This is a genomic window from Zhihengliuella sp., from assembly GCF_031178195.1.
Classification (GTDB): domain Bacteria; phylum Actinomycetota; class Actinomycetes; order Actinomycetales; family Micrococcaceae; genus Zhihengliuella.
Genome location: NZ_JAPSJL010000002.1, coordinates 20,850 through 38,086, shown reverse-complemented (window position 1 = coordinate 38,086; position 17,237 = coordinate 20,850). Strand labels below are relative to the sequence as shown.

General features: G+C 72.4%; 17 protein-coding genes. 7 read left to right on the top strand and 10 right to left on the bottom strand.

What is annotated here, in order from left to right:
• Nucleotides 1-5: 5 nt before the first annotated feature.
• The 4 genes from RIN46_RS02885 (at nucleotide 6) to RIN46_RS02870 (ending at nucleotide 3,525) form a co-directional block, all read left to right on the top strand.
• The gene (locus RIN46_RS02885; protein ID WP_309080073.1) at nucleotides 6-728 is read left to right on the top strand and encodes a 3'-5' exonuclease; all 723 of its coding nucleotides are present in this window, start codon (nucleotides 6-8) and stop codon (nucleotides 726-728) included.
• Nucleotides 729-894: 166 nt separating this feature from the next.
• Complete coding sequence (locus RIN46_RS02880; protein WP_309080074.1) at nucleotides 895-1,884, top strand: ATP-binding cassette domain-containing protein; 990 nt, start codon at nucleotides 895-897, stop codon at nucleotides 1,882-1,884.
• 2 nt (nucleotides 1,885-1,886) lie between these two features.
• Nucleotides 1,887-2,567 carry a methionine ABC transporter permease gene (locus tag RIN46_RS02875; RefSeq protein WP_309080075.1) on the top strand — a complete coding sequence of 227 codons (681 nt, stop codon included), beginning with the start codon at nucleotides 1,887-1,889 and terminating at the stop codon, nucleotides 2,565-2,567.
• Nucleotides 2,568-2,691: 124 nt separating this feature from the next.
• Nucleotides 2,692-3,525 (top strand): MetQ/NlpA family ABC transporter substrate-binding protein, encoded by an 834-nt coding sequence (locus RIN46_RS02870; RefSeq protein ID WP_309080076.1) that lies wholly within the window; start codon nucleotides 2,692-2,694, stop codon nucleotides 3,523-3,525.
• 117 nt (nucleotides 3,526-3,642) lie between these two features.
• Here the strand turns inward: RIN46_RS02870 and hemL are convergent, their stop codons facing one another.
• The 8 genes from hemL to hemE form a co-directional block, all read right to left on the bottom strand.
• Nucleotides 3,643-4,968, bottom strand: a complete 1,326-nt coding sequence (hemL, locus tag RIN46_RS02865; RefSeq protein WP_309080077.1) for a glutamate-1-semialdehyde 2,1-aminomutase — start codon at nucleotides 4,966-4,968, stop codon at nucleotides 3,643-3,645.
• Nucleotides 4,969-5,009: 41 nt separating this feature from the next.
• Complete coding sequence (gene hemB / locus RIN46_RS02860; protein ID WP_309080078.1) at nucleotides 5,010-5,990, bottom strand: porphobilinogen synthase; 981 nt, start codon at nucleotides 5,988-5,990, stop codon at nucleotides 5,010-5,012.
• Entirely contained in the window at nucleotides 5,987-6,943 is a 957-nt protein-coding gene (locus RIN46_RS02855) for a uroporphyrinogen-III synthase (RefSeq protein WP_309080079.1), read from the bottom strand. Before RIN46_RS02855 ends, hemB begins: the two co-directional genes overlap by 4 nt.
• Before the next feature lie 16 nt (nucleotides 6,944-6,959).
• Complete coding sequence (hemC, locus tag RIN46_RS02850) at nucleotides 6,960-7,928, bottom strand: hydroxymethylbilane synthase (RefSeq protein WP_309080080.1); 969 nt, start codon at nucleotides 7,926-7,928, stop codon at nucleotides 6,960-6,962.
• Complete coding sequence (locus RIN46_RS02845) at nucleotides 7,925-9,130, bottom strand: ferrochelatase (RefSeq protein WP_309080081.1); 1,206 nt, start codon at nucleotides 9,128-9,130, stop codon at nucleotides 7,925-7,927. The genes hemC and RIN46_RS02845 overlap by 4 nt, the downstream gene beginning before the upstream one ends.
• Nucleotides 9,130-9,837 (bottom strand): hydrogen peroxide-dependent heme synthase, encoded by a 708-nt coding sequence (hemQ, locus tag RIN46_RS02840; protein WP_309080082.1) that lies wholly within the window; start codon nucleotides 9,835-9,837, stop codon nucleotides 9,130-9,132. The genes RIN46_RS02845 and hemQ overlap by 1 nt, the downstream gene beginning before the upstream one ends.
• Nucleotides 9,838-9,899: 62 nt before the next feature.
• Nucleotides 9,900-11,414 carry an FAD-dependent oxidoreductase gene (locus RIN46_RS02835; RefSeq protein ID WP_309080083.1) on the bottom strand — a complete coding sequence of 505 codons (1,515 nt, stop codon included), beginning with the start codon at nucleotides 11,412-11,414 and terminating at the stop codon, nucleotides 9,900-9,902.
• Nucleotides 11,415-11,444: 30 nt separating this feature from the next.
• Complete coding sequence (gene hemE, locus RIN46_RS02830; RefSeq protein ID WP_309080084.1) at nucleotides 11,445-12,506, bottom strand: uroporphyrinogen decarboxylase; 1,062 nt, start codon at nucleotides 12,504-12,506, stop codon at nucleotides 11,445-11,447.
• A gap of 148 nt (nucleotides 12,507-12,654) precedes the next feature.
• On the opposite strand from hemE, the gene RIN46_RS02825 reads away from it, so the two are divergent.
• Nucleotides 12,655-14,058: a glutamyl-tRNA reductase gene (locus tag RIN46_RS02825; RefSeq protein WP_309080085.1), complete on the top strand. Its 1,404-nt coding sequence runs from the start codon at nucleotides 12,655-12,657 to the stop codon at nucleotides 14,056-14,058.
• A 66-nt stretch (nucleotides 14,059-14,124) separates the two neighbouring features.
• Here RIN46_RS02825 and moeB read toward each other — a convergent pair whose 3' ends face one another.
• Nucleotides 14,125-15,375: a molybdopterin-synthase adenylyltransferase MoeB gene (gene moeB, locus RIN46_RS02820; RefSeq protein ID WP_309080086.1), complete on the bottom strand. Its 1,251-nt coding sequence runs from the start codon at nucleotides 15,373-15,375 to the stop codon at nucleotides 14,125-14,127.
• Between the two features lie 160 nt (nucleotides 15,376-15,535).
• On the opposite strand from moeB, the gene RIN46_RS02815 reads away from it, so the two are divergent.
• Nucleotides 15,536-16,195 carry a TetR/AcrR family transcriptional regulator gene (locus RIN46_RS02815; protein WP_309080087.1) on the top strand — a complete coding sequence of 220 codons (660 nt, stop codon included), beginning with the start codon at nucleotides 15,536-15,538 and terminating at the stop codon, nucleotides 16,193-16,195.
• A gap of 15 nt (nucleotides 16,196-16,210) precedes the next feature.
• Nucleotides 16,211-16,432, top strand: a complete 222-nt coding sequence (locus RIN46_RS02810; protein ID WP_309080088.1) for a DUF3107 domain-containing protein — start codon at nucleotides 16,211-16,213, stop codon at nucleotides 16,430-16,432.
• Between the two features lie 54 nt (nucleotides 16,433-16,486).
• Here the strand turns inward: RIN46_RS02810 and RIN46_RS02805 are convergent, their stop codons facing one another.
• Nucleotides 16,487-17,146, bottom strand: a complete 660-nt coding sequence (locus RIN46_RS02805; RefSeq protein WP_309080089.1) for a ferritin-like fold-containing protein — start codon at nucleotides 17,144-17,146, stop codon at nucleotides 16,487-16,489.
• Nucleotides 17,147-17,237 lie beyond the last annotated feature (91 nt).

Here is a 17,237-nt window from a genome sequence, read left to right as displayed (position 1 = left end):
GAAGCATGATCGAACAGTCCGCGCACACCGAATCGGCCGCCCCCGTCCTCTGGCACGAACTGCCGCGTGCGGCATTCGACCTGGAGACGACCGGAACGGACCCCGAATCGGCACGGATCGTGACCGCCTCGGTCATCATCGTGAACGGCCGGAGCGAGATCGTGCATCACCGCGAATGGCTCGTCGACCCGGGCGTGGAGATCCCGCCGGCCGCTTCAGAGGTCCACGGGGTCACGACCGAGCGGGCGCGTGCCGAGGGGCTTCCGGCCCTCGAAGCGGTCGGGGAGATCGCCAGGCATCTGACGGACCTGTTCGCGACGATGCCCGTCCTCGCCTTCAACGCCTGCTACGACTTCACGGTTCTCAACCGGGAGGCCGCCCGGCACGGACACGGGCTGCTGGACCCGGCGCCGGTCATCGATCCCCTGGTGCTGGACCGTCGCGTCGAGCGCTACCGTCGAGGCAAGCGGACGCTGACCGCGCTCGCGGAGTACTACCGGGTCCCGCTCAGCAATGCGCACACCTCGCTCGCGGACGCTGCGGCGACGATCGGCGTGGCCGACGCGCAGGTGACGCGCTACCGCGAGCTGCAGATCGACCCTCTCGAGCTCCATGCCGCCCAGGTCAACTGGCACTCCGCCTGGGCGGAGGACTTCCAGCGGTTCCTGCGCGGGAGGGATCCGCTCGCGACGGTCGACGGCGTCTGGCCGCACAAGCCCGCGCTCTAGGCGCCCTCCGCCCGCAACCTGCGGGCAGCAACGACGTGTCATCTACCACAGTCGTGACGACCGGGCCGCATTCACATGTCGGCCCGTGACCCGTCGTGTCCTGATACCGGGTCGCCGGGTGTTTCAATAGATCCCGACCCCTGCCGATCGACACCCTGAGGTTCATTTGATCACCATTACCGATTTGCGCAAGGTCTACCGCCAGGGAGACCGCGAAGTCGTCGCGCTCGACGGAGTCTCCCTCAGTGTCGGCAAGGGGCAGATCCACGGCATCATCGGGCACTCCGGTGCGGGCAAGTCCACGCTCGTGCGCTGCCTGACCCTGCTGGACCGCCCCACGTCCGGCTCCGTCTCCCTGGACGGGCGCGACCTCTCCGGCATCTCGGACAAAGAGCTGTTGACCGCGCGTCGGCGGATCGGCATGGTGTTCCAGCACGCCAACCTCTTCGACTCGAGGACGACGGCCGAGAACATCGCCTACCCGCTCGAGCTCGTGGGCACGCCCAAGGCGCAGATCCGCGCGAAGGTCGACGAGCTGCTGCAGATCGTCGGTCTGGCCCGTTTCGCTGAGGCGTACCCGTCCCAGCTCTCGGGCGGCCAGCGCCAGCGCGTCGGCATCGCCCGCGCGCTCGCCACCGATCCCGATGTCCTGCTCTGCGACGAGCCGACGTCGGCCCTCGATCCGACCACGACCGACGAGATCCTCACCCTGATCAAGGCCGTCCGCGACCGCCTGAGCGTCACCGTGCTGATCATCACCCACGAGATGAACGTGGTTAAGCGCGCCTGCGACTCCGTCTCCCTGTTGGAGGCCGGCCGCATCGTCGAGCACGGCCGGCTCGCCGAGGTCGTCGCGAACATCGATGGGCGGCTCGCCCAGGCGCTGCTGCCTCTGCCCGGCGACGCCCCGGATGCCATCCCGGCCGGTTTCATCCTCGAGCTGCTCTACTCCGGGGACCAGGCCGTCGAGCCGGTGATCTCGAGCATCACGCGCCAGTTCGGCGTCGACGTCAACGTCCTCGCCGGGTCCGTCGAGCATCTCGGCGGCACGCAGTTCGCGCATCTACGCATCCATCTGCCCACAGACGCCGACATCGAGGCGATCAAAACCCACCTCGGTGCCATCGGGGTCGCCGTCTCGGTGAAGGAGGCCTGAACATGGACTGGTTGAATTCGCTCTTCGAGAATCCCGGCATCACCAACGCGCTGCCGGAGGCGCTGCTGGAGACGCTGCAGATGATCGTCATCTCCGGCATCGCCACCGTGGTCATCGGCGTCCCGCTCGGCATCGTCCTCCATGTGACCGCGCCGGGCGGCCTGGCCCCCATGCGGCCGCTCAACGCGGTCCTGTCGGGGATCGTCGTGAACATCACCCGTTCCATCCCCTACGCGATCCTGATGCTCGCGCTGATCCCGTTCACGCGCTTCATCGTCGGGACGTCGATCGGCCCCATCGCTGCCTGTGTCTCTCTGACGATCGCGACGGCCCCCTTCTTCGCGCGTCTCGTCGAGACCTCCCTGCGGGACGTCCAGGGCGGCAAGATCGACGCCGCCCTGGTGATGGGGTCCAGCCGCAGGCAGGTCGTCCGCAAGGTCATGCTGCCGGAGGCGATGCCGTCGATCGTCGCGGGCATCACGACCACGCTCGTCATGCTCGTCGGCTACTCGGCGATGGCCGGTCTCATCGGCGGCGGCGGCCTGGGCCGCCTCGCCTACAACTACGGCTACCAGCGGTACGACGTCGCGGTCATGATCGTGACGATCGCCGTCATGGTCATCCTCGTCCAGCTGATCCAGGTCCTCGGCGATTGGTTGAGCCGCCGGGTGGACCACCGCTGACCCGGCACCCCAGGACACCCTAGATCTCCGACGCCCCGCGCGGCGGATTGCGACTGGTAGCCGCCGGTCGCACCACTCGCCCTCCCCGTCCGGGGCGGGCCGGACCCGAAAAGGATGCGTTCCCATGCGTCACAAGCTCTCACTCGCAGCGACCGGTGCGGTCGCTCTCTTCGCGCTGACGGCTTGCGGTGGCTCGTCCACCCCCAGCGCGGAGTCCCCCAACCCCGAGGAACCGGTGGTCGTGACCGTCGGCGCCATGCCCGTCCCGCACGCCAAGATCCTCGAGTACGTCGACCAGAACCTGGCCCCCGAGGCCGGGATCGACATCGAGATCCAGGAGTTCGACGACTACCAGACGCCGAACATCGCCCTCGCCGAGGGCAGCATCGACGTGAACTACTACCAGCATCTCCCGTGGTTCGAGGACCAGGTGGCGACCAAGGGCTACGAGTTCGAGCACGGCGCCGGCATCCACATCGAGCCCTACGCCGCGTTCTCGCAGCACGCCTCGGTCGAGGAGATCCCGGACGGCGGCATGGTGGCCATCACCAACGATCCGTCCAACCAGCTCCGCGCCCTGAACCTGCTGGAGAAGGGCGGCCTGCTGCAGAACATCGAGGACGACACGACGGCGCTGTCCCTCACCGAGGAGCAGAACCCGAAGGGTCTGGAATTCGAGGAGAACCAGCCCGAGGTCCTCGTCCAGCAGGTCCAGGATCCGCAGGTCGACGTCGCGATCGTCAACGGCAACTACATCCTCGAGGCCGGCATGAGCACGGAGGACGCCCTCCTGGTCGAGGACGTCACGGCGGAGAACCCCTACGCCAATTTCCTCGCCTGGCGTGCCGGCGAGAGCACCCCGGCCATCGAGAAGCTGGAGGAGCTCATGCAGTCCGACGAGGTCAAGCAGTTCATCAAGGAATCCTGGCCCAACGGCGACGTCATGCCGACCGAGTAGTCACGGCAGCGCACGCTCCCGCCCGGGAATGCACGACGGCGCCCGGTCACCTTCGCGGAAGGTGGCCGGGCGCCGTCGTCGTCTCGGGCCACTCCCCGTGGCTCCTGGCCTGATCCGCTACGCGGCCGGCTTCGCCGCGGCTGCCGCCTGGGCTGCCGCCGGCAGCGCATCGAGGATCTGGTTCATCGCCGCGTCGTCGTGGGCGGCGGAGAGGAACCATGCCTCGAAGACGCTCGGGGGGAGGTAGACGCCGGACTCGAGCATCGAGTGGAAGAACGGGCCGTAGCGGAATGACTCCTGCGCCTGGGCCTGCGCGTAGTCGTGCACTCCCTGCGCGCTGGTGCCGAAGGCCACCGAGAACAGGTTGCCGGCGGTCTGGATCGAGTAGTCGGCCCCGGCCGCGTCAAGGGCCTCGCCGAGGGCTCGCTGCAGCTCGACACTCTTGGCGTCGAGGTGCGCGTAGACGTCGGGGGTCGCGTTCTCCAGCTGGGCGATGCCGGCCGCCATGGCCACCGGGTTCCCGGAGAGCGTGCCCGCCTGGTAGACGGGGCCGGTGGGCGCCAGGTAGTCCATCACCGCTGCGCGGCCGCCGAGCGCCGCGGTCGGCAGTCCGGCCCCGATCACCTTGCCGAACGTGTAGAGGTCCGGCGTCCAGCCCTCCGCGCGGCCCGAGAGGCCCCAGTAGCCGGCGTCCGAGACGCGGAACCCGGTGAGGACCTCGTCCAGGATCAGCAGGGCGCCGTGGGCGTCCGCCGTCTCCTTCAGGAACTTGTTGAAGCCCGGCCCCGGGGTCACGACGCCCATGTTCGCCGGCGCCGACTCGGTGATCACGGCAGCGATGCTCTGGCCGTGCTCGGCGAACACCGCCTCGACGGCGGATCGGTCGTTGTAGGGCAGGACCAGCGTCTCGGCCGCGGTCGCGGCCGTGACGCCGGCGGAACCGGGGAGGGCCATCGTGGCGACCCCCGAGCCGGCCGCCGCGAGCAGCCCATCCAGGTGGCCGTGGTAGCAGCCGGCGAACTTCACGACCAGCTCGCGGCCGGTGAAGCCGCGGGCCAGGCGGACGGCGGTCATCGTCGCCTCGGTCCCCGTGGACACCATGCGCAGGCGGTCCACTCCCCCGACCCGCTGCATGACCAGCTGCGCGAGGCGGGACTCGTCCGGCGTCGAGGCGCCGAAGGACAGCCCCCGGTCCACGGCGGCGTGGACCGCCTCCTGGATGGCGGGGTGCCTGTGCCCCAGCAGCGCGGGGCCCCACGAGCACACCAGATCGACGTACCGCTGCCCGTCGGCGTCGGTCAGGTAGGGGCCCTCCGCCTCGACCATGAAGCGCGGGCTGCCGCCGACCGAGCCGAAGGCCCGCACCGGGGAGTTCACGCCGCCCGGCATCAACTGCTGGGCGGCAGCGTAGTAGGCCTCGTTCTGACTCTGTGATGCGCTCAAGGGAACCTCTCTGGAATGCTCGTGCTTCTCGGCCTTTCAGCCTAGCGTTCGCGCAGCCAGGCGGCGATCTCGGACGCCCAGTAGGTCAAGACCGTATCCGCCCCCGCGCGCCGGATGCCGAGGACCGATTCGAGGACGGCGCCCCGGCGGTCGATCCAGCCGTTGGCGGCGGCGGCCTCGATCATCGCGTACTCGCCCGAGATCTGGTAGGCCGACACCGGCACCGGCGACATGGCGGCCACGTCGGCGATGATGTCCATATAGCTCATGGCCGGCTTCACCATGACCATGTCGGCCCCCTCGGCCAGGTCCAGTTCGACCTCGTGGAGGGCCTCGCGCCGGTTGGCGGCGTCCATCTGGTAGGTCCGGCGGTCCCCCGTCAGCTGGGAGTCCACCGCCTCGCGGAACGGTCCGTAGAAGGCCGAGGCGTACTTGGCGGCGTAGGCGAGGATGGAGACGTCGTGGTGTCCGGCGGCGTCGAGCGCCTGCCGGATGACGCCGACCTGGCCGTCCATCATGCCGGAGGGGCCGAGCATGTGCGCTCCGGCGTCGGCCTGGGCGACGGCCATCCGCCCGTACAGTTCCAGCGTCGCGTCGTTGTCGACGGCGCCCTGCGCGTCGAGGACGCCGCAGTGCCCGTGGTCGGTGAACTCGTCGAGGCAGACGTCGCCCATGACCACGAGCTCGTCGCCGACCTCGATCCGGACGTCGCCGATGGCGCGGTTCAGGACGCCGTCCGGGTCGAGGCCGGCGCTTCCGGTGGCGTCCCGTTCCGCGGGGATTCCGAAGAGCATGATGCCGCCGAGGCCGAGCTCCACCGCCTCTGCCGCCGCGCGCTTGAGCGAGTCGGTGGTGTGCTGCACGACGCCGGGCATCGAGGTGATCGGGTTCGGCTCGTCGAGGCCCTCGCGGATGAAGGCCGGGAGGATGAGGTGCTGCGGCTCGAGGGTGACCTCCGCGCTGAGCCGGCGCATCGCGGGCGTCGTGCGCAGGCGGCGCGGGCGGTGGAGGGGGAAGCTCATGACTGCTCCTTGGTGGTGTCGGTCGGTCGGATGGCGGCGAGGGCGGCCGTCCACGCCTCGGCCATGGCCTCCGGGGTCGGGGCCGCGGCGACCGCGATCCCGCGGTGCCCCAGGCCGTGCAGCTCGGCCGCCGTCGGCTGCCCGATGGCGACGGGCACGATCCCGTCCGGGCCGTCGAGAGGGCCGACCAGGTCGGTGAAGCGGCGCGCGATGCTCGGCGAGGTGAACAGGACGGCGTCCACGCCGCGGGTGCGGACGAGGTGCGCAAGCCCGTCCGCCGACAGCTGGACGGCGCCGCGCTCCGGCACGCTGCCGTCGGCGACGGCCAGCGGCTCGGTGAGCCGCAGCTCGGGTCGGGCCGGGGCATCGACGGTCCGGTACGCGACGACGACGTCGGTCGTCTCGCCGGCGCGCTGCAGCCCTGCGGCGAGGGCCTCGGTCGCGAGGTCCGCCTGCGGCAGGAAGACCCGTGCCGGGGCGTGCCCGGAGGAGCCGGCGACCGTCTCCTCCCAGAGGGAGACCAGCCCCTCCGCCGACTGCCCGCGCTCCGGGCTCGGGAGCAGTTCGATGTCCATGCCCTCGGCCCGCGCCGCGCGGGCGGTGGCGTCGCCGACGGCCCCGATCCGTGTGCCGGCCGGCACACGGAACTCCCGCCCGAGAGCCCGCGACCGCTGCTTCAACGCGCGGACCGTGGTGATGGAGGTGAGGACCATCCAGTCGTAGCGGCCGTCGAGCAGGCCGATCAGGCCGTCGTCGAGCGCGGTCGTGTCGGCCGGCAGCTCGAAGTCGATCAGCGGGCAGAGCACCGTGGCCGCCCCCCGTCGGGCGAGCTCCGCCACCGTCCGCCCCGCCCGGTCGGGGCTGCGCATGAGCAGGGCCGTCAGACCGTCCAGGGCGCCGGCCGCCCCCGCCCGCTCCCCGCCCGGAGAGGCATCGTTCATGGTTCCGGTCATCTTGCCCGCCTCCCGGCTACAGCCCGGCCAGATCGGCCGCGCCCTCGCGGAGCATGAGGTCGGCGAGCTCGCGTCCGAGTGCCTCGGCGCCATCGACCGTGAGCTGGCGGGTGGACGCGCTGCGCCGGATGACGTCCGCACCGTCCGGCGCGGCGACGACGGCATCCAGAAGCAGGCGCTCCCCCTCGACGCGGGCGAGGGCGCCGATCGGGGCGGCGCATCCGCCCTCCAGCCGGGCCAGGAGCGCGCGCTCGCTCGTGACGGCGAGCCGCGTGGGCAGGTCGTCCAGCTCGCGCAGGGCCTCGGCCAGCGCGCCCGTACGGGCGGTCTCGGGCCGGCACTCGACGGCGAGCGCGCCCTGCCCGGGGGCGGGCAGCACGTCGGCCGGATCGAGGTACTCGGTGATGTGCGCGTGCAGGCCGAGCCGCTCGAGGCCGGCCGCGGCGAGCACGACGGCGTCGAGGTCGCCCTGGGCGACGCGGCCCACGCCGCCGTCGTCCGCCTGGGCCGGCGAGCCCTTCACGCGACCCAGGCGCGTCCCGACGTTCCCGCGGATGTCGACGATCTGCAGGTCCGGCCGGGCGTACCGCAGCTGCGCGGCGCGGCGCGGCGAGCCGGTCCCGACGGTGGCGCCCTCCGGCAGCTCCGCCAGGAACAGCCCGTCGCGGGCGCAGAGCGCGTCGCGCACATCCACCCGCGGCGGGATGGCGGCGATGACCAGCCCCTCGGGCTGCTTCGTCGGCAGGTCCTTCAGCGAGTGCACGGCCAGGTCGCACCGGCCCTCGAGCAGCGCCACGCGCAGGGCGGCGGCGAAGACGCCGGTGCCGCCGAGCTGCGCGAGCGAACCGGACGTGACGTCGCCCTCCGTCTTGACCAGTACGGTGCGGTGGTCCTGGCCGGTGAGCCCGCTCAGGGCCTCCGCCACGTGCCCGGTCTGGGTGGTGGCGAGCGCGGACCCGCGGGTCCCGACCGTGAACTCGCTCATCGCGACGCCGGCCCCGCCTGGTCCGAGGAGGCGGCATCCGACGCCGCGGGCGCCGGGTCAGCAGCCGGCCGGCGTGCACCCGAGCGCGCGGTCAGCATGGGCCGGCAGCCGGTGACGCAGCAGATGTCGCTCCAGTCGCCGGGGACCACCTGCTCGCCCGCGGCGGGCGGCTGGCCGTCCGCGCCGTGCAGCTGCTCGGCGACGATGTCCACGAGCCCGCCGACGAAGGCGGCGTGCGTCCCCGGCGTCGGGGCACGGTGGAAGGCCAGCCCGAGCTCCGCCGCGGTGTCCTTGGCCTCGGTGTCGAGGTCCCACTTGACCTCCATGTGGTCGGACACGAAGCCGATCGGCATGACCACGACGCCGCGAGTGCCCGCGGCGGCGTACTCCTCGATGGCGTCGTTGATGTCCGGCTCGAGCCACGGCGTGGTCGGCGCCCCCGAGCGCGACTGGAACACCAGCGAGTGCTCGAGGCCGGCGGCCTCCGGCACGGTCTCCATCAGCGTGCGGGCCACGGCGAGGTGCTGGGCCGTGTACGCGTCCGTGGCGTACTCGTCCTTCACGTGGTCCGGGCCCTGCGCCTCGGCGATGGCCGTGGGGATGGAGTGCGTGACGAAGACGACCTTGGGCTTCGCCTCCGGCTCGCCCTTGGCGGCCAGCTGCGCCCGGACGTCGGCCAGCCCCGCGGCGAGCGCCTCCTGGAACGGGGCGATGAACGCGCGATCGTAGAAGAACTGGCGGATCTTCACGACGTCGATCTTGCCCTCGAGACCGGTCTTCCCGTAGGCCTGGGCGATGTCCTCGCGGTACTGGCAGCAGCTCGAGTAGCCGGCGTAGGCGCTGGTGACCAGCATGAGGACGCGGCGGTGGCCGTCGTCGTACATCTGCTGGAGGGCCTCGGGGATGTACGGGTCCCAGTTGCGGTTGCCCCAGTACAGCGGCAGGCTCCAGTCACGCCGGGCGATCTCGGCCTCGAGGGCCGCCAGCAGGTCGCGGTTCTGCTCGTTGATCGGGCTGACGCCGCCGTTGGCCCGGTAGTGGGTCGCGACCTCCTCCAGGCGCTCGTCCGGGATCCCGCGCCCGGCCGTGACGTTGCGCAGGAACGGGATGACATCGTCCTGGCCCTCGGGGCCGCCGAAGGAGGCGAGGAGGACGGCGTCGTACCCCAGTCCCTCGGTGGTCTGGTTCTCGGCGCGGCTCATCAGCGCAGCACCTCCGCGATCTGTGCGATGTCGATCCGCTGGCCCGTGTAGAACGGGACCTCCTCGCGGACGTGGTTCCGGGCGTCGGTGTAGCGCAGGTGGCGCATCATGTCCACGAGGTCGATCAGGACCGGGGCCTCGAGGCAGATCATCCACTCGTAGTCGTTCAGCGCGAACGCGGCCACCGTGTTGGCGAGCACGTCCGGGAAGTCGCGCCCGAGGATGCCGTGGTCGCGCAGCATCTTGCCGCGCTCGGCCGGGTCCAGCAGGTACCACTCGTAGGAGCGGACGAACGGGTAGACGGTCATCCACTCGCCCGCGGGGACGCCGCGGGAGAAGGCCGGCGAGTGGTCCTTCGCGAACTCGGCCTCGCGGTGGACGCCCATCGAGGACCAGACCACGGACGTCTCGGCGAAGAGGTAGGTGCGGCGGATCTTGCGCACGGCGGCCTGCAGGCCTTCGGCCGTGGGGCCGTGGAGCCAGACCATGACGTCGGCGTCGGCGCGCATGCCGGAGACGTCGTAGGCTCCGCGCAGGGTGACGCCGTCGGCCGCGAGCTCCTCCACCAGCGCCTCGAAGGCTCCGACGCCCTCGGAGCGGTCCAGGTCGGATTCGCGCTTGAACACCGTCCACAGCGTGAAGTGCAGGGTGTCGCCCTCGCGCTCGCGGTCCGCGATCACGGGGCTGTTCGAACGGTTCTCGCTCATGGTGCCTCTTTCTTGATGTGGCGTGGTTCCAGCTGCGGTGCTGGTGGTGTGCGGTGCCCCGGTCAGCTGGCGCTGATGCGGGTGCGGGCCCGGGTGTCCGCGACGACGGCGGCGAGTCCGGTCCCGGAGAGCCAGGCGCCGACGGCGTCGAGCTGCGGGAAGGCCTCGAGGATCCCACGGACCGCCTCGACGCGCCGGCGGTGGCCGGTGGTCGCGAACGGCAGGGCCCCGGAGTAGCGGACGACGTCCCAGCCGAGGACGTCGGCCTCGCCGAGCTCGAGGCCGAGGAGCGTGGCCGCGTCGGCGAGCGCGGTGGCGTAGAGCGTGGCGTCGTCCGCGTCAGCGATGCGCGCCTTCGCCTCGGACAGACGTCCGTAGGACAGGCGCAGCACGTGGGTGCCCGGGCCGGCCTCCTGGGCCAGCCACTCCCACTTGGCGGTGGCATGCGTGAGCGCCTTCGCGGCGACGTCGGCCGCGTCGCGCGCGACGAGCACGCCGGTCCCGCGCGGCGCGTCGTCGAGCTCGGGGCGGTCCACCACCAGGGTGACGAGGCTGACGCCGGCGCCGGCCTCGGGACGGTGCTCCTCCAGGGCCGGTTCCAGGTGGCCGAGGAGATCGACGGCGGAGGGCCCGTCGGTGGCGACGACGAGCCGCTGCACCTCGAGGGCCTCGTCCGGACCGCCGTTCCCGGCGCCGACGGTCCCGTCGGCGGCGGAGCTGGAGAGCGAGACGGTGTAGCCGTCGGCGTGCCGGCGCAGGGCGGTGGCGCGCACGCCCCGGCGCAGCTCCACGCCGCGGTCCTCGAGGTCCGCGACGAGGGCCTCGGTGAGCCGCAGGTCCCCGCCGCGGAGGCCGGCGACGGCCGAGCCGGCCGGGGCGGCGGAGCGCAGGGCGCCGACGGCGCGGGCCAGGGAGCCGTGCTCCACGACGGCGGCCCGCAGACCGGGGGCGACGACGTCGACGTCGAGCGTGTCCGGATCGGCCGAGTGGACGCCCGAGACGACGGGCGTGACGAGCGCGTCGAGGACGGCGGAGCCCATGCGCGAGCGCACGAGCGCGCCGAGGCTCATGGAGCCGTCCGTGAGGGACTTCGCGACCGGCATCGCCAGGTCCGCAGCGGCGCGCAGGGCAGCGGTCTGGCCGATGAGGGCACGGACGTCGTCGGCCAGCGGGTCGCCGGGGATGCCGAGGATGCCGGTCTGCGGGAGCGGCTGGGCCCGACCGTCCTGCGTCCCCGGCCCTCCGTCCCGGCCGTGCCGAGCGGGCCCGTGCGCCTCGGCGGAGTAGAGCCACGCCCCGCCGCCGGCGGGGTAGACGATGTCCTCGCCCAGGCCGAGGTCCTCGAGCAGGTCGGCCACGGCGCTGCTGCGGGTCGCGAACGACTCGGCCCCGGCGTCGAGGACCAGTCCGGCCACCTCGTGCCCCGCCACACAGCCGCCGAGGGCGTCGGTCGCCTCGAGCAGCGTCACGGAGAAGCCGGCGATCGCCAGCTCGCGCGCGGCGATCAGGCCGGACACACCCCCGCCGACGACGGCGGCGGGGACGATGCGGCGCGGAGTGCTCTCAGCTGTGGACACGGTGCCTTCCCTGACGGGTCGTGATGCGGGCTACGGTTCGATCGAGTGGATGAGGGAGACCACCCGGGTGAGGACCTCCGGGTCCGTCTCGGGCGGCACGCCGTGGCCCAGATTGACGACGTGCCCAGGCGCCGCGGAGCCGGAGGCGACGACGTCGCGCACGTGCGCCTCGAGGACCTCCCACGGCGCGGAGAGCAGGGCCGGGTCGATGTTGCCCTGCAGCGGGACGGTGCCGTCGAGGCGGCGGTTGGCCTCGGCCAGGGGCAGCCGGTAGTCGACGCCGACGACGTCGACCCCGACGTCGCGCATGGCCACGAGGAGCTCGGAGGTCCCCGTACCGAAGTGGACGAGCGGGGCGCCGAGGTCCCGCACGGCGTCCAGCGCGCGGGCCGAGGCCGGGGCGACGTGCTCCCGGTAGTCGGCCAGGCCCAGGCTGCCGGCCCAGGAGTCGAAGAGCTGGCCGGCGCTGGCGCCGGCCTCGATCTGGGCGCGGAGGAACTTCCCGGACGCATCCGCCGCCCAGCCGGCCAGCGCCTGCCAGGTCTCCGGGTCGGCGTGCATCATGGTCCGCGGGCCCAGGTGGTCCCGGGAGGGGCGGCCCTCGACCATGTAGGCCGCGAGGGTGAAGGGGGCGCCGGCGAAGCCGATCAGCGGCGTGCTGCCCAGCTCGGCGACGGTCAGGGCGACGGCCTCGCGGATCGGCTCGAGGGCGGCATCGTCCAGCTCGGGCAGGTTCGCCACGTCCGCGGCCGTGCGCACGGGGGTGCCGAGCACCGGGCCGACGCCGGGGACGATGTCCACGTCCACGCCGCCCAGCTTGAGCGGGATGACGATGTCGGAGAAGAAGATGCCCGCGTCGACGTCGTGCCGGCGGACCGGCTGCAGCGTGATCTCGGCGGCGAGGTCTGGCTTCAGGCAGGAGTCGAGCATGCCGATCCCCTCGCGCAGCTTCCGGTACTCGGGCAGGGAGCGGCCGGCCTGGCGCATGAACCAGACGGGACGGCGGGACGGCTTCTCGCCGCGGTAGGCGGCGATCAGCGGCGAGCCCGCTGTACGGCCGTCCAGCAGCGGGTGGTTGGCGCTCAAGGTCATGCACGTCATTCTGCCAACCGGGGTCGGGTTCCGCTAATCACCGGGCGCGCGAGGCGACCCGCGTGGTGAACGCCACGTGACGGGGAGATGTCACCCACCCCCGGCTTAGGGGACCCTTAACCCCTACTGGGGATACCATGGAGACACTGTGGTTTTCCTATCCCTCGTTGCCTCCCATTCAGATGTGGACCTGGAGACGGTCGCCCGCCTGAGCGCCGGCGCCTCCGAGGTCGCTACCGGTGTACTCGATGGCACGACGCCGATCAACGGCGCCGTCGTGCTCGCGACGTGCAACCGGTACGAGGTGTACGCGGAGGCAGCCTCAGAGGACGACGTCGAGGCGGCCCGCTCGGCGGTCATCGCCGAGATCGCCGAGCTCTCCGGTCTGGACGAGCACACGGTCTCCTCCGCACTGGCCACCAAGACCGGGCGCGACGCCGTGAGCCACCTCTTCGCGGTCGGCGCCGGACTCGACTCCGCCGTCATCGGCGAACGGGAGATCGCCGGGCAGGTCCGCCGTGCGCTCATCGAGGCCCAGCAGCACGGCACGGCCACCGGTCCGCTGGTGCGTCTGTTCCAGACCGCATCCCGGACCGCCAAGGACGTCGGCTCGAGCACCGGCCTCGGCGGCCGCGGCCTGTCGATCGTCTCGGTCGCGCTCGATCTGGCGGAGGATCTCGCCGACGACGACTGGGCGGACAAGTCCGTCGTCGTCTTCGGCACCGGTGCGTACGCCGGCGCCACCATGTCGCTGCTGCAGCAGCGCCACGCCGGCCGGATCGCCGTCTACTCCCACTCCGGGCGCGCGCAGGCCTTCGCCGCCACGCGTGGCGGCACCCCGCTGACCGACGAGACGTTGCCGGAGGCGCTCGCCGCCGCCGACGTCATCATCGGCTGCTCGGGCGGGGACCAGCGGATCACCGCCGAGGACCTGGCCGAGTCGGGCCGGGGCGAGCGCCCCCTGGTGGCCATCGATCTGGCGCTGACCCGCGACTTCGACCCCTCCCTGGAGGACCTCGGGAACGTCGACGTCATCACGCTCGAGTCCGTCCGCATGGCCGCGCCGGCCGAACAGGCGGCCGCGCTGGACGAGGCCCGACGGATCGTCGCGAAGGCCGTCGAGGAGTTCGATCTGGAGCTGCGCGAGCGCTCGGCCGACGCCGCGATCGTCGCGCTGCGCAAGCACACGCACCAGGTCCTCGAGACGGAGATCGAGCGGGTGCGGGCCCAGCACGGCTGCACCGCCGCCGCGGAGGAGGTGGAGTTCGCGATGCGCCGCATGATGCGCCAGCTGCTCCACGTGCCCACCGTGCGGGCGCGGGAGCTGGCCGCCGAGGGCCGCAGCGACGAGGTCGTGAATGCACTCGGCGCGCTGTTCGACATCTCCGAGGAGCAGATCGCCGAGACCGCCAAGCAGCGCCGGGCCAAGAAGGCCGACCGGACGCGCGGCGCCGCGGCCGCCGCCGAGCTGCTGGACGAGTCCACCGCGGCAGCCGCCCGCCGGGCCGCGATGCCGGACGACGCGATCCACGCGCCCCACCGCACGGCCTGACCCACGGCGCAGCCCGACCCACGGCACAGCCCGACCACGCCCTGCCGGATCCGCCGCGGGGCGGCCTCAGTAGAGCGGCTTCCCCGGTTCGACCTCGCGCACCCAGGCGGTGATGCCGCCGTCGAGGTGCCGGACGTCGTCGTACCCCTGGGCGCGCAGGTGCCGCAGCACCTCCGCCGAGCGGCCGCCGGACTTGCAGTGCAGGATCAGCGGCTCGTCCCGCGGCAGGTCCACCTCGCCGCTGAGGATCTCCCCGCGCGGGGCCAGCTCGGCGCCGTCGATCGAGACGATCTCCGCCTCGCCCGCCTCGCGCACGTCGATGAGCCGGAAGCCGGGTCCGCCCGCGGCACGCGCGGCGAGCAGGTCGCGCAGCTCCGACGCGGAGACGGCCGGCACCTCGTCGCCCGACGGCGGAGCGATGCCGCAGAACGCCGGGTAGTCCTCGAGCAGCTCCGCGGGCTGCTGGACCGCGGGATCGGGCCGCAGGCGGATCTCCCGCCAGGACATCGCGAGGGCGTCGAGCATCAGGACCCGGCCCAGCAGGGGCTCGCCGGTGCCCGTGATGAGCTTGATCGCCTCGGCCACCATGACGGAGCCGATCTGCGCGCACAGCACCCCGAACACGCCGCCCTCGGCGCACGACGGCACGCTGCCGGCCGGGGGCGCCTCGGGGTAGAGGTCCCGGTAGGTGGGGCCGTGGCCGCGCCAGAAGACGCTGACCTGGCCGTCGAAGCGCAGGATGGAGCCCCATACGTAGGGCTTGCCGAGGATCGCGGCGGCGTCGTTGACGAGGTACCGGGTCGCGAAGTTGTCCGTTCCGTCGAGGACGAGGTCGTAGTCGGCGAAGATCTCCAGGATGTTCTCCCGCGTCAACCGCTCGTTGTGGAGGACGACGGCGGTTTCCGGGTTGAGGTCGGCGATCGTCTCCCGCGCCGACTCGGTCTTGAGCCGGCCGATCCGGCTGGTGCCGTGGATGACCTGGCGCTGCAGGTTGGAGGCGTCCACGACGTCGTCGTCGATGATCCCCAGCGTGCCGACGCCGGCCGCCGCGAGGTACAGCAGCGCCGGGGAGCCCAGCCCACCGGCGCCGATGACCAGGACCTTCGCGTTCTTCAGGCGGCGCTGGCCGGTCACGCCGATCTCCGGGATCAGGATGTGGCGGGAGAACCGACGGTACTCGTCCTCGGTGAGCTCGGGGCCGGGGGCCACGAGCGGTGGCACGCGGCCCGTCGACGCTTCGGGACCCCCGCGCCCCTGCGCGGACGGCGCGGTCCCGGGGGCGGCGGCGGTTGCGGGGTCGTGGGTCGCGGAGTCCATGGACCAACTCTAGGATCACCACGACGGCGGGTCACGGCGGCAGCGCCCGGCGCGCGTAGAATCGGGGTCCGTGCCGCGTCACACAGCGGCACGGACGAGACATGGACGCGGCGGCGTGTCGGCCACACGGCAGCGGCACGCCGGGGAGAGGCGGAGCAGCGTGGAGGACAGCGGCGGGCAGAACGCGGGCGCCGCCCGGGCATCGGCGGAGGACGAGGGCGCACGGCGTCCGGCCCGCCTGCCGCGGGCGCAGCGCCGCGCCCAGCTGCTGGAGGCCGCGCACCGCGTGTTCGTGGCCAACGGCTACCACGGCGCGGCGATGGACGACATCGCGGACCGGGCGCAGGTCAGCAAGCCGGTGCTCTACCAGCACTTCCCCGGCAAGCGGGAGCTCTACCTGGCGCTGATCGACCAGCATCTGGCCGTCCTCACGGAGGCGATGGTGGCGGCCCTGCGCTCGACGGCGGACAACAAGGAGCGCGTGAACGCGGCGATCCGCACGTATTTCGACTTCGTCGCGGCCGACCACCAGGCCCACCGGCTCGTCTTCGAGTCGGATCTCCTCAACGACGACGAGGTCAGCGGCCGCTTCGACGAGTTCAACGCGCGGATCGCCGACGAGATCGCGAACGTCATCGCCGGCGACACGAATCTGGACCAGGCCCGGGCGCTCCTCCTGGGCCGGAGCCTCTCGGGCATGGCGCAGGTCGCCGCCCGGGCGTGGCTCGAGGTCGCGGACCAGGTCGATCTCGACGAGGCCAGCGAGCTCGTGGCGCGTTTAGCTTGGCGCGGAATTGGCCGGTTCCCGAAGGAGTCCTGACGTAGGTTAACCACCATGGACGTACGCATCGGTATTCAGAACATTGCCCGCGAGGTCGTTGTCGACTCGGACCAGTCCCAGGAGGCGGTCTCGGAGATCGTCTCGAAGGCCTTCGCCGACGGCGGACTGCTGACCCTCAGCGATGCGAAGGGCCGGCAGGTCGTCGTCCCGGTCGCGACCATCGGCTATGTCGAGATCGGCAACGTCACGCCGCGCCCGGTCGGCTTCGCGCAGTAGATCCTCACCGGCCGCACGGCCGAGAGCCGGGCACGGCCGAGGCGGCCCCCTCCCCTACGACGTCAGTCCCAGCGCCGACATGCGCCGGGAATGGCGCTGCGTCAGGTTCGCGAGGAGGGCCGCTTTGGCGTCGGCCCCGCCGAACAGGGGCCCGACGTCGTCGCGCTCCAGCAGGCGGCGGGCCTGCGTCAGCGACTCCCCCACCACGCGGCGCCCCCAGAGCGCCAGCCGCGGCGCGAGGCGCGCGTCCTCGTCCATCGCGCGCTGCAGTCGTCCCGCCAGCCATGCGGTCTGGTCGTCCATCCGCTGGATCCGCCCGACCAGGGCCCGCGCCCGCTCAGTCAGCAGCGCTCGCTGATCCGGGCCGGTGCCGAGCGCCGCGTAAAGATCGCTGGTCAGGGCGTCCATGACGTAGGCCTTCATGAGCGACTCGTACCAGTCCCCCGGGCGCGTCCGCTCGTGCAGCCGGTCGATCCCGTCCACGTAGGGGGCCATGGCGGCGTCCGGCTCGAGGCCGGCCTCGAGCAGTGCCGCGCGGACCAGCTCGAAGTGCTCGTACTCCGTCACGGCCAGCCGGGCCAGGTCCATCCGGTCCGCCAGCGTCGGCGAGAAGCGCGCGTCCGAGGAGAGGCGCTCGAACGCGGTGAGCTCCCGGTAGGCCATGAGCCCGTAGAGGAAAGGTTCCAGGGAGCGGTCGAGGGGGCTGTCCATCATGGCAGCAACCCTACCGGCGACCCTGCCGGGCCCACCGTCCACCGTTCCGGCGCTTTCCCGGCCGCTGCCGGGTGGCGCCGCAGACCCGGTG

Coding starts and splice junctions, on each gene's coding strand:
- RIN46_RS02885 (WP_309080073.1), top strand. CDS start 6: ATGATCGAACAGTCCGCGCACACCGAATCGGCCGCCCCCGTCCTCTGG.
- RIN46_RS02875 (WP_309080075.1), top strand. CDS start 1,887: ATGGACTGGTTGAATTCGCTCTTCGAGAATCCCGGCATCACCAACGCG.
- RIN46_RS02870 (WP_309080076.1), top strand. CDS start 2,692: ATGCGTCACAAGCTCTCACTCGCAGCGACCGGTGCGGTCGCTCTCTTC.
- hemB (WP_309080078.1), bottom strand. CDS start 5,990: ATGAGCTTCCCCCTCCACCGCCCGCGCCGCCTGCGCACGACGCCCGCG.
- RIN46_RS02855 (WP_309080079.1), bottom strand. CDS start 6,943: ATGACCGGAACCATGAACGATGCCTCTCCGGGCGGGGAGCGGGCGGGG.
- hemC (WP_309080080.1), bottom strand. CDS start 7,928: ATGAGCGAGTTCACGGTCGGGACCCGCGGGTCCGCGCTCGCCACCACC.
- RIN46_RS02845 (WP_309080081.1), bottom strand. CDS start 9,130: ATGAGCCGCGCCGAGAACCAGACCACCGAGGGACTGGGGTACGACGCC.
- hemQ (WP_309080082.1), bottom strand. CDS start 9,837: ATGAGCGAGAACCGTTCGAACAGCCCCGTGATCGCGGACCGCGAGCGC.
- hemE (WP_309080084.1), bottom strand. CDS start 12,506: ATGACCTTGAGCGCCAACCACCCGCTGCTGGACGGCCGTACAGCGGGC.
- moeB (WP_309080086.1), bottom strand. CDS start 15,375: ATGGACTCCGCGACCCACGACCCCGCAACCGCCGCCGCCCCCGGGACC.
- RIN46_RS02810 (WP_309080088.1), top strand. CDS start 16,211: ATGGACGTACGCATCGGTATTCAGAACATTGCCCGCGAGGTCGTTGTC.
- RIN46_RS02805 (WP_309080089.1), bottom strand. CDS start 17,146: ATGATGGACAGCCCCCTCGACCGCTCCCTGGAACCTTTCCTCTACGGG.